14 protein-coding genes and 1 riboswitch are annotated in these 13,736 nt (G+C 41.4%); of the genes, 4 read left to right on the top strand and 10 right to left on the bottom strand.

The genetic code is table 11. The features are described 5' to 3' along the window. Positions 1-4 precede the first annotated feature (4 nt). The 3 genes from AHMF7605_RS13930 to AHMF7605_RS13920 all read left to right on the top strand — a co-directional run bounded on the left by AHMF7605_RS13930 (position 5) and on the right by AHMF7605_RS13920 (position 4,122). Positions 5-1,528: an NADH-quinone oxidoreductase subunit N gene (locus AHMF7605_RS13930; protein WP_106930272.1), complete on the top strand. Its 1,524-nt coding sequence runs from the start codon at positions 5-7 to the stop codon at positions 1,526-1,528. A 136-nt stretch (positions 1,529-1,664) separates the two neighbouring features. Beyond that, positions 1,665-3,557, top strand: coding sequence for an amidophosphoribosyltransferase (locus tag AHMF7605_RS13925; RefSeq protein ID WP_106930270.1), 1,893 nt, complete (start codon positions 1,665-1,667; stop codon positions 3,555-3,557). A 274-nt stretch (positions 3,558-3,831) separates the two neighbouring features. Continuing rightward, a complete protein-coding gene (locus AHMF7605_RS13920; RefSeq protein ID WP_106930268.1) occupies positions 3,832-4,122 on the top strand; it encodes a hypothetical protein in 291 nt (96 codons plus the stop codon). 124 nt (positions 4,123-4,246) lie between these two features. On the opposite strand, the gene AHMF7605_RS13915 is transcribed toward AHMF7605_RS13920, so the two are convergent. The 4 genes from AHMF7605_RS13915 to AHMF7605_RS13900 all read right to left on the bottom strand — a co-directional run bounded on the left by AHMF7605_RS13915 (position 4,247) and on the right by AHMF7605_RS13900 (position 8,183). Beyond that, the gene (locus AHMF7605_RS13915) at positions 4,247-5,332 is read right to left on the bottom strand and encodes a YncE family protein (protein ID WP_106930266.1); all 1,086 of its coding nucleotides are present in this window, start codon (positions 5,330-5,332) and stop codon (positions 4,247-4,249) included. Positions 5,333-5,366: 34 nt separating this feature from the next. Continuing rightward, positions 5,367-6,269 carry a TonB-dependent receptor domain-containing protein gene (locus tag AHMF7605_RS13910; protein WP_262512385.1) on the bottom strand — a complete coding sequence of 301 codons (903 nt, stop codon included), beginning with the start codon at positions 6,267-6,269 and terminating at the stop codon, positions 5,367-5,369. Next, on the bottom strand, positions 6,245-7,282 hold the full coding sequence (locus AHMF7605_RS13905) for a TonB-dependent receptor (RefSeq protein WP_106930263.1): 1,038 nt from the start codon (positions 7,280-7,282) through the stop codon (positions 6,245-6,247). The genes AHMF7605_RS13910 and AHMF7605_RS13905 overlap by 25 nt, the downstream gene beginning before the upstream one ends. A gap of 101 nt (positions 7,283-7,383) precedes the next feature. After that, positions 7,384-7,588: riboswitch (cobalamin riboswitch) on the bottom strand. A gap of 61 nt (positions 7,589-7,649) precedes the next feature. Beyond that, positions 7,650-8,183: a DUF4136 domain-containing protein gene (locus AHMF7605_RS13900; RefSeq protein WP_106930262.1), complete on the bottom strand. Its 534-nt coding sequence runs from the start codon at positions 8,181-8,183 to the stop codon at positions 7,650-7,652. Positions 8,184-8,330: 147 nt separating this feature from the next. Here AHMF7605_RS13900 and AHMF7605_RS13895 point away from each other — a divergent pair, with 147 nt between their 5' ends. After that, positions 8,331-8,933, top strand: coding sequence for a DNA-3-methyladenine glycosylase (locus AHMF7605_RS13895; RefSeq protein ID WP_106930260.1), 603 nt, complete (start codon positions 8,331-8,333; stop codon positions 8,931-8,933). A gap of 101 nt (positions 8,934-9,034) precedes the next feature. On the opposite strand, the gene AHMF7605_RS13890 is transcribed toward AHMF7605_RS13895, so the two are convergent. The 6 genes from AHMF7605_RS13890 to AHMF7605_RS13870 form a co-directional block, all read right to left on the bottom strand. Continuing rightward, a complete protein-coding gene (locus AHMF7605_RS13890) occupies positions 9,035-10,159 on the bottom strand; it encodes a multinuclear nonheme iron-dependent oxidase (protein WP_106930259.1) in 1,125 nt (374 codons plus the stop codon). Between the two features lie 26 nt (positions 10,160-10,185). Next, positions 10,186-10,356, bottom strand: coding sequence for a chryseobasin-related MNIO class RiPP peptide (locus AHMF7605_RS29745; protein WP_158267511.1), 171 nt, complete (start codon positions 10,354-10,356; stop codon positions 10,186-10,188). Between the two features lie 325 nt (positions 10,357-10,681). Beyond that, positions 10,682-11,140: a GNAT family N-acetyltransferase gene (locus tag AHMF7605_RS13885; RefSeq protein ID WP_199200237.1), complete on the bottom strand. Its 459-nt coding sequence runs from the start codon at positions 11,138-11,140 to the stop codon at positions 10,682-10,684. A 170-nt stretch (positions 11,141-11,310) separates the two neighbouring features. Next, entirely contained in the window at positions 11,311-11,838 is a 528-nt protein-coding gene (locus AHMF7605_RS13880) for an SRPBCC family protein (protein WP_106930255.1), read from the bottom strand. Further along, a complete protein-coding gene (locus tag AHMF7605_RS13875) occupies positions 11,831-12,154 on the bottom strand; it encodes an ArsR/SmtB family transcription factor (protein ID WP_106930254.1) in 324 nt (107 codons plus the stop codon). The genes AHMF7605_RS13880 and AHMF7605_RS13875 overlap by 8 nt, the downstream gene beginning before the upstream one ends. A gap of 206 nt (positions 12,155-12,360) precedes the next feature. Next, positions 12,361-13,578, bottom strand: coding sequence for a THUMP-like domain-containing protein (locus AHMF7605_RS13870; protein ID WP_106930252.1), 1,218 nt, complete (start codon positions 13,576-13,578; stop codon positions 12,361-12,363). Positions 13,579-13,736: the final 158 nt, after the last annotated feature.

The raw sequence follows: 13,736 nt of genomic DNA, 5'->3' as shown, positions 1-13,736 counted from the left end.
CAGCGTGCAGAAATCTATTCTTTCCTTAACGGCTACTCTGGAGCAAATTCAAAACGGATTAGGTGCTCTGTTGCCGGAAATTTTGCTCGCGGTTTTTTGTCTTCTGGTTGTTTTTACCGATTTATTTAAATCTAATTTCGCCAAAAGCGCCTTGCCTTTTTTAGCCTTACTAGGATTTGGCTTAGTGCTTTGGGTGCAGTTCTTCGAAGGCTTTTCTATAAGCCGGTATGCCCGTCCCGAACCTTTTCTTTTAGGCTTGTTAATAAAAGATGGATTAAGTATGTATGCTGGTATCTTATTTAATCTGGCGGCTATTCTAACAATTTTGCTGGCTTGGCAATACCAACCATTTAAAACGCATTTTTTTGGTCGCGGCGAGTTTTATGCCTATTTGTTGGTGCTGGTAGTAGGCCTGAACCTAATGGTAAAATCAGCTAATTTATTATTGTTATTCGTGAGTATCGAGTTGGTATCTATTGCCAGTTATTTACTTACCATGATTGTAAAGGAAAATGTGCGTAGTACCGAAGCCGGAATGAAGTATATTCTGTACGGTACCATGGCCGCTGGGGTAATGCTCTACGGAATGTCGTTTCTGTATGGTTTTACCGGGTCCTTGCAATTTTTACAACCGGATTTCTGGCAGGCAGTAAACCAGGTTTATCCGGTAGCGGTAACTGTAGGAATAGTGCTTACTCTGGCTGGTCTTTTATTTAAAATATCGGCGGCTCCTTTTCACTTCTGGGCTCCGGATGTGTACGAAAATACGCCTACTCCCGTAGTCGCTTTATTTTCTACGGCACCCAAAATAGCGGGTATATTAGTGTTGCTGCGCTTTGTGGAAGTATTGAAGGCCCAGAAACTTTACCAAGCCTTGTATTTTGATGTGCTGCTTTTTGTGGCGGGTATTGCTTTGTTTACTTTAGTCATTGGTAATTTTACGGCACTTTGGCAGAGTAAACCCAAACGCATGCTCGCGTACTCGTCGGTATCGCACGCTGGATTTATGCTGGCCGCCTGTTTATCTTTGTCCGGTGATAACCTGAGTAATTTGTTGTTTTACGTTACCATTTTGCTGTTTACAAATTTTGGCATTTTTTTATTTATCCAGGAATTTGAAGAGCAGTTAGGCGTATTTACCTTCCCGGATTTTAGCGGTTGGGGAAAGCATTATCCTTTTATAGGAATAGTAGCCATTGTATTTTTAATTTCTTTAACCGGGTTGCCGCCTACGGCTGGTTTTACGGCCAAATTATTGGTATTTAGCTCGGTTTGGCAAACCTATCAGGTTTCGGGTAATCCGTTGATGCTGTTGCTGGTAGTAGCCGGATTGCTTTTTACCGGGGTAGCTTTTTTTTATTACGTTAAAATTCCGTATTTCTTATTTTTCAAAAGGAATTTCCGTAAAGAAAAAAAGGTTATACCAATAACTTCGCGAGTATTAATCTTGGTCCTGGCTTTGCCGGTAGTAGTTTTTTTCTTTCGAACGGATTGGCTTATAAATTTCATTCATCTTTTTATTAAATAATTTTTTGTCTTTTCCTTATATTCGGTACGGAATGGTATAAAACTACGCTCTGTTTAACTTTAATATATTTTGGTAAGGTTGGCTGGTAGCTTTTTCGAAAGCTTGCAACCTGTAACTTGTAACTTGCAAAAACAATATGAGCGACGCAATAAAGCATGAGTGTGGTATTGCCTTAATTAGGCTACGAAAACCCACCCAATATTATGTCGATAAGTATGGTACCGCCATGTACGGCATTAATAAGTTGTACCTTTTAATGGAAAAACAGCATAACCGCGGTCAAGATGGTGCCGGGGTAGCTAGTATAAAAATAGACGCCGAACCGGGAACCGAATATATTTCGCGTTATCGGTCGGTTAAAACCCGGGCAATCCCGGCTATTTTCGGTAAAATCGGTGATTCTTATACTAAGTTAAAGAAACGGTTCCCGGAGCAAGTGAACGATACCAAATGGCTCAAGAAAAATCTCTCTTTTTTAGGGGATGTTTACTTGGGCCATTTGCGTTATGGCACGCACGGCCTGAACAGCATTGATAATTGCCACCCGATGGTACGCGAAAATAATTGGCGGAGCCGTAGCCTGGCCGTAGCCGGTAATTTTAACATGACCAATGCCGACGAGTTATTTAATGTGTTAGTGGATATTGGTCAGCATCCACGCCAAACTACGGATACTATTACAGTACTGGAAAAAATCGGTCACTTTCTCGACGAAGAAAATCAAACCTTGTTTGACTCTTACAAACAAGAGCGCTATACCAATACCGAAATATCGCACCTGATTGAAGAAAATTTAAATTTACAACGGGTACTGCGGCGGGCTTGTAAAGACTTTGATGGTGGTTATGCCATGGCCGGGTTAACGGGCTACGGGGCGGCTTTTGTGGTACGTGATCCGGCCGGTATCCGTCCGGCTTATTATTACATCGACGAAGAAGTGGTAGTTGTAGCTTCGGAAAAGCCGGCCATTAAAACGGCTTTTGGGATTGATTACAGCCAGATTCAGGAAGTTACGCCGGGTCACGCTTTAATTATTAATAAAAATGGCGGTTCCCGCGAACTCGAAATTTTAGCCGAAGCCGAGAAAAAATCCTGCAGTTTCGAAAGAATTTACTTTTCGCGCGGTAACGATCCCGAGATTTATCAGGAGCGCAAGCGTATGGGCCATTTACTTTGCGAACAGGTACTCGAAGCCATTGATTACGATTTAAAAAACACCGTTTTCTCTTATATTCCGAATACTGCCGAAACTGCCTGGTTGGGTATGATGCAAGGAATTGAGGATTATCTGCGCCAATACCGCAAGGAAGCTATTTTGAAAGGGGCAAGTCCGGAAGAGTTAGACGAGATTTTAACTGCTAAGCCTCGGGCCGAAAAACTGGTGATTAAAGACGCGAAAATGCGCACCTTTATTACTGATAACGACAACCGCGACGATTTGGTAGCGCACGTTTACGATACTACTTACGAAGTAATTAAAAAAGGGGTGGATACCATTGTCATGATTGATGATTCAATTGTGCGAGGTACTACCCTGGAGAAAAGTATTATCCGGATGCTCGACCGGCTGGAACCAAAGAAAATTGTGGTAGTTTCCTGCGCACCGCAAATTCGCTATCCGGATTGTTACGGCATAGATATGTCGAAGTTAAAAGAATTTGTAGCGTTCCGGGCAATGTTACAGTTATTAGAGGATAATGGGCAAGATTATAAACTGGATGAGGTCTACGATAAATGCCGGGCGCACGAGGGTACCGAAGCTTTTAAGCGGACTAATTTTGTAAAAGAACTATTTGATTTATTTACACCGGAGCAAATATCCAATAAAGTAGCCGAAATTGTTCGCGGACCCGAAATTAACGCGGAAATAGAAGTTATTTTCCAGACTATTGAGAACCTGCACTTAGCTTGCCCTAACCATACCGGCGACTGGTATTTTACGGGTAATTATCCCACGCCGGGTGGGAACAAAGTAGTAAACCGCGCCTTTATGAATTTTATGGAAAAGAAAGAAGTACGGGCTTATTAAAAGTGCCTGAATTTACTTAGAAATTAGTTCTCTTCAATAAATAAGAAATGCCGCTACTAATAGCGGCATTTCTTATTTACATACCCAACATTAGTCATAAGCCAGCCGCATATCTACAGGCTGGTATAAGTTTAAAAATTTTCTCATCCTCTTATTTAAATCGCAACTGCTAACAATACTTATTTTAACCATTCGGCAAGGTTGCCGTACAAACTTTGATAAATAAGATGAATTTTACCGGAATATGCGATTTCTTAACTTTTATAAACAAACTATGAAAAAAATATTGTTATCTATTAATCGATTTAGTCTGGTTCTTTTGCTGGGAGCAGCTCTTCAATTAACTGCCTGCAGTACGGGTACGAAGGAAGGCGATACCAATGTAGAGGATGGCGGCGCTAAAGATAAAAATCCGGAAAAATTAAATACCAATGAACCGGAAAATTCCGCTGCGGCCGATTCCATTAGGAACAGCGATGATCCGGATGCGAATAAAACGTATCAAAAAGTAGATCCCGATAATGGCACCCGCGACGCGGATAACGACGGCCAAGCAGATCAGTAGGAATAATCTGCTGCCGAATAGATGGCTAAGCTAAAACTGAAGATAAAAATTAAGTTTATTTAACCCCGTTAGCAGTTTAAAACTAACGGGGTTATTTATGCAGTGTACTTAATAAGATTAGATCTTACTTAAATAAGAACTCGCTGGGTAGTAGGCTAACCGTGAAAGAATCTACCGGTGAACCATTCGGATTAAAACGCACTACTTTGCCATCAGAGGTAAATGAACCCGCATCAGCCCCATAAATTAAATTATCAACCGGGTCAACGCCAATACCATAAAAATTACGGTTCAGGAATGCTGCAGAGTTCAAAGTGGTGCTAGCAATTTCTTGTTGAAAAACTTTGCCGCTGTAACGATAGTATAGTTTGTTTTTAGAGCCGTTTACCATTAAGTCTTCCGGCGATTGGGTTTTAGACGTAAAAGTTAAAGTAGCTTCTATGGCATTGGTAGCCAGATTAATCCGGATTAAACTTCCGGGCGTACTGGTGTTCTCGTTAATAGAATAATCCGGATTATAGTTTTTCTGACCACCGCACAGTACCCACAATTTATTCGCGGCATCTACGGCCAAACTGTTCGGTGAATCGCCTACTGTAAGGGTCGTTTCTATAGCATCGGTAGTGGGGTTGATAACGGAAATAGTATTGTCGCCGGAATTTGTAACGTAAATCTTGTTATTTACTGCTATTAATTTTTCGGGGAGTTTCCTTACTTCCAAACTTTTAATGATAGTATTGGTGGTTAAATCAATGACAGAAACCCGGCCATTTCCGCTAAAACTAACCCACTCCGTTACATATCCTTTGTTATTCGCTACCACTAAATAACGAGGTAGCTGCAAATCATTAATTACTCCCAGCGATTTAAAGGTATTGGCATCCGCTATTTCTATTTTGTTGCTGTTATTTACCACTACATAAGTACGGTCATTATGAATGGTTGCCGACTGCACCACATCGCCTAAAGGCCGGTTATTTTCCGTGCGGAAAACATCTGCTATAACAGTTTTATTTTGCTTATCAAAAAAGCTTATGGCACCATTGCCTTTCTGAAAATTTCCTTCGTTTACTACAAAAACACCTTTCTCGTAAGTGCCTTTAGGCACGGTATTGCCGCCATTCGAGTCATCATCAGTACAACTGGTTAAAAAAATACTGCTGAGGCAAAAGCCAATCAGAACCGATTGGTTAAATAAGTTTTTGTTCATAAAATAAAGATTTAAGTTGGTGTTTAAAGGTGGATTAACGGAAAGTAAAGCGGCTACTAAGCTGGTAGTTCCGACCGGGCAGAGCGTAATATTCTAAGTTCTGGTAAACTTGGTTAGTCAAATTATTTACCCGGGCTATTATTTGAAAACTAGCCTTACCAATAGGAAAAGTTTTGCCGCCGTAAAGTGTTACTAATCCGTAAGCGGGCAAGGAGCGGGTATTTTCGGCGGTAGTATACCGGCCCCCCGTATATTGGTAATTAGCCGTGAGCAGCCAGGTTTTATAAGTAATATCGGCGTAAGTAGTAGCCGTATGGTAAGGCACGTATATCAGTTGTTTCCCGATTGGTTCTGAAGAATTGCTGTAAGTTTTTGCCTGCTGCGAGGAAGTATAACTGTAATTTACGCCGCCGGTTAGTTTACCATACCGGAGAAACCAGGAAAATTTACTTGAAAATTCGGCTCCCGTAACGTGTACTTGTTTCAGGTTTTGGGGCGACCAAATGCCGGTACTAGTGGCAGGTAACCATTGAATCCAATTTTCAACCTGCATTTGGTAAGCGGTCAATTCATTTTCTAAGCTAAATCTGCCTGGGGTATATTTATGCAGGAAACCCGTTTCAAAATTATAGCTGTTCTCAGGTTTTAAGTTTGCATTACCCGTTGGCCAATACCGATCATTTAAGGTCGGAACCCGGTAGCCCCGCGTAGCTGCTCCTTTCCAAGTAAGATTATATTTATTTTTTTTAAGTACATCCAGGGCAAAACCCAAGGTAGGAGCCAAGGGTGGGTTAAAACCAATTACCCAAGCCTGACGCAAGTTCAGGTTGAGGTGCAGAAAAGACAAAGGATCGTAACGAAACAGAAGAAAACCGGAGGCTCTGGTCTCATTTACTTTTTTTCCGTACCCATCTACCTCGGCCGTAAAATATTGAATATCACTGCCTGCGTCAACGTTAATTTTTTTGCTAAAGTAAAGCTATGCTCTGCTTGAGCCTGATATGTATTTACCTGAGTTTCTGAAAAAGTGTTATCGTCGCGGTAGCGCATATAATCTGAAAAATATGCGGCCCGCACAATGGTTCGAGCCATTTTAGCATGGTTGGTCCATTCGCCCATAAGTCGCCAGTTACGGTTAGCCAGGCGGGCATGGGTATTAGCGGCCACCATGTTAGGCTGCGATTGGTCATTATTGTTGGTAAACCAATTACGAATAGCTACAATATTACGGGAGTTCAGCCGCAGATTCAGGTTGGTTGTAAGGCCCCATTGGTTGATAGAAGCGTTTTCCTGGCGTTGAACGGGCGCGCCAAACTGGGTGGTATTTTTAAATTCGAAATTGTTCTCGGCCAACCGGCGGTAAAAACTGGTTTCTACACTTACTTTTTTCGAGCTAAACTTACCGGCCAGTTGGCGAAAATTATACCCAAAACTGCCAAAATCTTGTTGAGCCCGAAACTGCCAACCCGGTTGCCAGTTAGCTTGCGACGAAAGTAAAACGGTACCGCCAATAGCGCCCGTACCAAAATTGGCGCTACCCGAACCATGTTGCAGTTGTACGGCTTGTACCGCCGTAACCGGAATCTGGGAGAAATCAGTTTGGCCTAAAGTAGGCAGGTTAATGTTAAAACCATTCCATAACACCGCCGTTTGGCTAGCCGAAGTTCCCCGGAAAGAAATAGTAGAAAGCATGCCGTTGCCGTAGCTTTTCAGGTAAATGGGGCTGCGGCTCTGCAATACATCGGCTAAAGTGGCGGCATTATTTATTTGTAAGTAAGCCGAATCCAGTTGGGTGGTGCGGGAGCCAATGGTATACCGAAGATAATGTTGCGCGGTAACTTGCACCTCCGGCAGATTTCCGCCAATTAAAGTATCGCCGATAGCTTGCCCTTTAACGCCTTGATGGAACAGCGCCACCATTAAGAAAAGCAAAATTTTTATTACGCGCATCTTTTCCCGATCAGATTTAAATCTGTCGGGGAGAAAAAAGGCAGTAAGGAAATAAGATAAAGTATCATATGTCTGGCCTTTTGCTTTTTACCCGAAAGCATGAAACATAAACTCGACTGGCAGGTCTCCTGGCTTTCTTCGGTTTGTTCGGCCTTCCCATTCTGGTCGCAGAACAGTGGCAAAAGGAGTAAACAAACCTGGTATTAGAAGATTACAGTTGCGGGAACAGCTCAGGTATTACACCTGATTCCCTTTTAAGACTTACGTTGCGAGGGCAGGTAAGTCACCAATCCGAGACAAAGGTAAGTAAAAGTTTGAGAATACCTACTAACCCGAGGAACGGCGAGGAACCAGCCGGCTTTCTGAATTATAATTTGTTGAACAATTCGATAACACCGGCATTTACTTCTCGTTGCAGAGCAGCATCTTTTTTCGGAATAATCCCTTCCATTACCCCTTGCCAGACTAATTCATTTTTAGTTGGATCTACCAGGTGCACCGAAACGGTACCTTCGCGGTAACGGCCTACTTCTACTTGCTGGCTTTTCCAGGAATACCGGTATTGCCCAATGTACCGGGGTGCATCGGTCCGGAAATCGGTTTGGCGGGTTTGTACTTTTTCGGTGGTAACTATCCCAATATTTACAAGTATATCCGGATTGGTTTGATTCAGCGTTAAGCCTTTTTGGGTAAGCTGTTCCTGAATGGCGTTTTTTAAAATAGTAATCCGATTATTGTATTGCGGATCTACGGGTTCGCCATTGGCGGTAATTTCGTAAAAGTTAAAGGTTTTATAATTGGTTAGAGCAAAGTTAGCGGCGGCTTGGGTGTTGGTAACGCGAGTAGTACGGCAGCCAAATAGCCCCATCAGGCAGAGGCAAATAGAAAAGACAGTTTTCATAGTTTACTATTTTAGATGGTGCGTTTTTAGATGATTATCAAATTCAATAATCAAAGCAGAATTAATAACAGTATTTGGATATAATACGAAATTGTTAAAATGGGTTGCTGGCACTTATTTTTACTTTAAAAATAAATTTTCAACGTTATGCCCAAACTTCCTAAATCTTTTTATACCCGCGCCGGGGTAGTACAAATTGCGCGCGACCTGTTAGGTAAGTACTTATTTACCAATTTAGACGGCGTAATTACCGGCGGTAAAATAGTAGAAACCGAAGCTTACAGCGGCGAAAACGATATGGCTTGTCATTCGCACAGCGGGCGGCGTACGGCTCGTACCGAAATCATGTTCCAGGAGGGCGGTGTGGCTTACGTTTATCTTATTTATGGTATTTACGCCTTATTTAACATTATTACCAACGAAGCCGAAAAAGCCGATGCGGTCTTAATCCGGGCAATTGAACCTATCGAAGGTTTGCCGGAGATACTGTTGCGCCGTAACCAAACCAAAGTTACTCCCAAATTAACCGCTGGTCCGGGGTTGGTAACATTAGCTCTAGGAATCACTAAAAAACATTACGGCACCGATTTAACCGGCGATACAATTTGGTTAGAAAACCGAGGTGAGATTATCCAGGAAGAACAAATTATTGCCAGCCCGCGGGTAGGAGTAGATTATGCCGGCGAAGATGCTTTATTGCCTTGGCGTTTCCGGGTACAAGGTAGTCCCTGGACGAGTAAGGCCAAATGATAGATTGTTGAATAGTTAAATTGCAGAATAGTTAAATAGTTTCAAGCACTGAAAACTGGTAGAGTAAATTGCTGGTAAATTTTGTCGCAAACCTTTTAGGATTACTTTTTCCACTTTTGGGCAATGCTCCTGGCGGTTTCGAGCATGTACGGTTCCCAACTTTCAATTTTCCAATCGGAGTGCGCTAAGGAAGAAGAAAAGAGTAATTCAAAAGCTTCCGTATACGTAGGCGCTTTTTCTAAAATAGCCGAAAGCTGTAATTGTTGTTGATGTAGGTTTTCGTCTTCTATAATTGTAGTAGGTAAATTAGGAAGGTCAGGCAGAAACAGATTGGTAGGTTGAGGTGCCAGAGAATTACTTTTACTCTGAACAATCACTTCCATTTTTAAAAAATCCTGGTAAAATATCTTCTTACTCTCCTTAGTTTTTAGAGCGTTGCCGAGTTGCTCCAGAACCACGTATTTCAAATTGGGGCACTTGTCTATAGTCCAATCCAACAACTGAAAAACTTCCTTCGGTACGGCTTCATCGTGGGTATCTCTGCGTATTTTTCTTGCTGGCGCTACGTTCGAATCCTGCCAGGTGCCGCCGGAAATATGGATCTCCCGCACTCTATGTAAAGGATATAAATTAATAATGTCTTCGTAAGCAATGGAAAAATTATAAATCTGGCAATAAAGATTGTGTAAATCCAGGATGATAAAACCGTTAATGGGGGTTATTAATTGTTCCAAAAATTCACCATGCTGTTTTACTTCGTCCAACGAATAAGAAAAAGCCAGATTTTCCAAGCCAACCGGACAATGGCAGGCATCGTAAATGCGGGCTAACCTATCCTGGCCAATGGCTAAGGTAGTTTTAGAAAAAGGTATGGGAAGTGGCGCACCATAATGAAAATTTTGGCCGGTCATAAAACCAAAATGCTCGGTAATATGGTCAAAGTCAAATTCCGAAGATAGTTGCCGCAGTTGTTTGAGCCAATTTTGTTGGTTGGGGGACCATTTGCCGGAAAACAACGAAAAAAATACTCCGTGCCCCACCAGCCTTTTTTCGTTACTGAATGCTTTTAATAATTCTAAAAACCAAGACGGAATTTGAGCAGTACGAAACAGGGTATCAAACGACCATTCAATGGCTTCTATCCGGCTTTCTCCAAATAATGGCAAAGCCGCTGCCAGAATATCCGCATCTAAATTACAGGCTATGGCAGGTAAAATCTCTGGCACAAGAATAGATTATAAAATTTTTCGGCTTAACCCATTCCACAACCCGGGCAATTAACGGGAGCCTCTTTTCCTTGTTCTTTACTGCTTTCCTCTTTTCCGGAATTAGGTTGAGGTAACTCTTTTTTTTCGCAGCTGGTGGTAGTCTGCACCGTTATACCCAGCAAAAGGGCACTCAGTAAGGTTTTTGACAGTTTCATATTTAAAATTTTTATGAATTAGAAAATATAGCACCTGGTACTAAGAAAGCTCCAGCAAAGAGCTAAAATGTAGTTTTAAGTGCGCCATTCCTGATAATCTGACTTACCTGAGTGACCCCGGTTTTTAAGGAAAGGTTGCATGGGGTTGTAACTTAATCAACTAAATTTAAATGATTAACGGAAGAAAGTAAGTGATTGGAAGGAAAGTTAATTAGGAGGTAACCGTTTATTATTTTCGAGTACCTATTTTCTGGTTTTCTACTCTAAAATAGAAAATGCCGCTTAATTAAAGCATAGATCCCTACCTGAAAGGTTATTTTTAAAATTAAGATGCTGAAGAAATTAAAGGGTAGGTAAAATGAACCACCTTTTCGGCAGTTCCTCCCGTGGCTCGGTAAAATTCCAGGGCGTAATCGTCTATTTCGTCGGCCTGCACAAATACTTCTTGCACCCCAATTTCTTTACAGTATTGGTTTAAATTGGCAATCAGCATTCTTCCAATATCTTGGCGCTGGTAGCTGGTTAAAACGGCCAGGTCATAAATATAAACTACAGGTAAAGTAGAATAATATTGTTGCAAGGTATAGGTAGTTAAGCCGCCCACCACCTTATCGTTTACCAAGGCTACAAATACAAAAAAGCTATCCTGAGCTAATAATTGCTGAAGATGTTTTGAGTCGGGTAGAATAAAATTTTTCATTTCAAAAACATCTTCAAATACGCGGATAAGTTCTATAAAGGTATTCAGGTCTTGGCTTTTTAATTTCTTGATTTCTACCTCCATAATGTATTTTAAATTATACTGGTCAATATACTAAAAGCGGTAGGTTTCTGCTCGGATTTCAGCTTTTAAAAGAAAAATCCGGGCAGAAACCTACCGCTAAAATAAATCAGAAATTTGGGAAGGAGAACTTTATCCTGATTTTAAATTTGAATAAAAGTTGGTAAATGCGACTAGCTAACTACTTTTTCGGCGCCAGTTGAAAACTGATTCAGGAACAATTCGTCCAGATTACCAAGCGCTGCGGTAAATCCTTCTTCAAAGCCCATTTCTAAAATTTTAGTCATATCTGCTTCGTCGGTAAAGGAAATTTCAATCTCTACTTTCGTCCCGGAACTGATGGAGTTGAATTCATTCTTCCAGTGCATACTAGGGAAATCCGCATTTTTATTGCCGTTTTCATCACAGAAGGAGTCCACGGCAGTAAAGCTTTTTTGGGGAACAATTGTCTGGAAGTCGGCTCGTGCCCAAGATTGGGTTCCATCCGGGCCTTCCATGCAGTAGAGCCAAAAGCCGCCTTCCCGAAAATCCATAGATTTTGTTTTTGCTTTCCAAGGCTTAGGCGCCCACCATAAATCTAATAAATTACTTTCCGTCCAGGCTTTCCATACTTGTTCCAGCGGGGCAGCAAATTCTCTTACTACTTTAAGCTTTTTGTTGGCTAAATCTTTGGCGATTACGGTCTGTTTGTTGTTAGTCATGGTTTTTATTTTTTAAGTTTTGTAATACAGTATCTAATTGGTTGAACCGGTCTTCCCACAGCGCCCGGAAAGGAGCTAACCATTTATCTACTTCCTGCATTTTCTGAGGATTTAAGTTGTAATAGATTTCTCTCCCGGCCTGTTCCTGTTTCACGAGTTCGCACTCGGTTAATATTTTAATGTGTTTTGATACGGCTTGCCGACTACTGGCAAAATGTTCCGCGAGGGCATTAGGAGTCATAGCTTGTAAGGCAATCAAGCTAAGAATGGCTCTCCGGGTCGGGTCGGCAATGGCCTGAAATACGTCTCTTCGCATAAATAAATTCAATTAATTTGCAATCATTTAGTTGCGAATATAAATGCAATTAATCGGTTGCGCAAGCCTTTTTTATTAAAATTTACCAGATAAAAATCCCGCAGTAGGAACCTTCCAATATCACCTGCTTAATTTCCAGGTAAAATTTTTGAATCAAATAAGAAAGGATTACAAGGTTGTACCGGAACGTTGCCGCAGGCTATTATTTACAAAGCTTTTTCGCATACCAGAATAATAGGCTTTTGATGAATATCAGTGGTAGCTAATAAATAAACAGAGCCGCCTTCTTGCAGTTCCAACTTTTTGCGGATAGCGGCTACGGGTTCCGGGAAATTACGAACCGTGATATTGGCTTTTTTTTCCGGTAAATAATTTAGTATTTCTTTTTTTTGGTATTTACTAACGGCTAAACATTTAAAAATTCGGCCCGGAAAATCCAAAATTAAATTCTCGGAAGTGTATAAATGGCTGTTGCGGTGCAGTTTATTTAATTTGTATTGTTGGGCTACGCTCTTAAAGCCCCCGGCTTTTAAAATGGCGGTGTTAGGTTCGTAAATATACGGTAGCGGCTCGGAGTACGTAATACTAGCCGCTTCTTCCCCGGATTTACTAAACCGGAAAATGGTAGGTTCTTTCTGTGCGTATAAATTTACCGCTTCCAAGTCTGGCTCCGGAGGTGCCTTTTCATTTAATAAATACAATACTTCTTTGCATTCGTTTTCTACGGCTACAACTATTATTTTACTTACTTTGCTTAACTGCTGGCGAGCTTGTTCAATATCCAACATCGGGGAAGTTTTAAGCAGAACCTGTTCTGTTTTCTGAAAAAGCAGGGACAACAGCTCTAAAACATCCGGCTCACAGTCGCTCAAGAAATGTAACTTTTGGTTAGCGGTGCTGCGCCGGGCCGGGTCCAGGTAAATCCAATCAACTTGACCGGTAAAAGCTTGCAAATACTCCGCAGCACTATCATTATGAAACTGAATATTAGTGTTCCCTAACAAACGGGCATTATACGCGGCAATTGCCGTTAACTCGGGGTTTTGTTCGACGTAATGCACTTGCGCAAAATTTTGGGCGAAGAAAAAACTATCAATTCCAAAGCCTCCGGTTAAGTCAATTAAAACTTTACCGGTTACCAAACCAGCTTTGTACTGGGCCGTTAACTCCGAAGAGCTTTGCTCTAACGATAGAGTAGGAGGATAAACAATATCTAAACACTGGTACCAAAGCGGTAATTTGTGTTTCACTTTTTGGCGAGCCTGAATATAATGCACTAATTTAGGTATAGCCAAACCTCGGTACCGGTGTTGTTGCAAAAGTAATGTTGCCGGATCGGCTTGCGCGTACTCCTGTACAAATTCCTGTTCAGCGGGTGTAAGCGCTTGTAATTCCGGTATTTGTTGAGAGGAATCGCGGGGCATGAAAAATCTTTAAATAGTTGAATGAATAAAGGTCAGAACTCTTTTAAGTTAAATTTGTTGTATTACAAAACTTTTAATAGGCTAATGCGGAATAGCAAGTAAGTTCTGTTTCAAGCTATTAACTATGTAGAGTTTTTGTAGTTCATAAACCTATTCTG

The organism is Adhaeribacter arboris (genome assembly GCF_003023845.1).
In the GTDB taxonomy this organism is placed as follows: Bacteria; Bacteroidota; Bacteroidia; order Cytophagales; family Hymenobacteraceae; genus Adhaeribacter; species Adhaeribacter arboris.
This window is presented reverse-complemented; position numbering and strand designations above follow the sequence as displayed.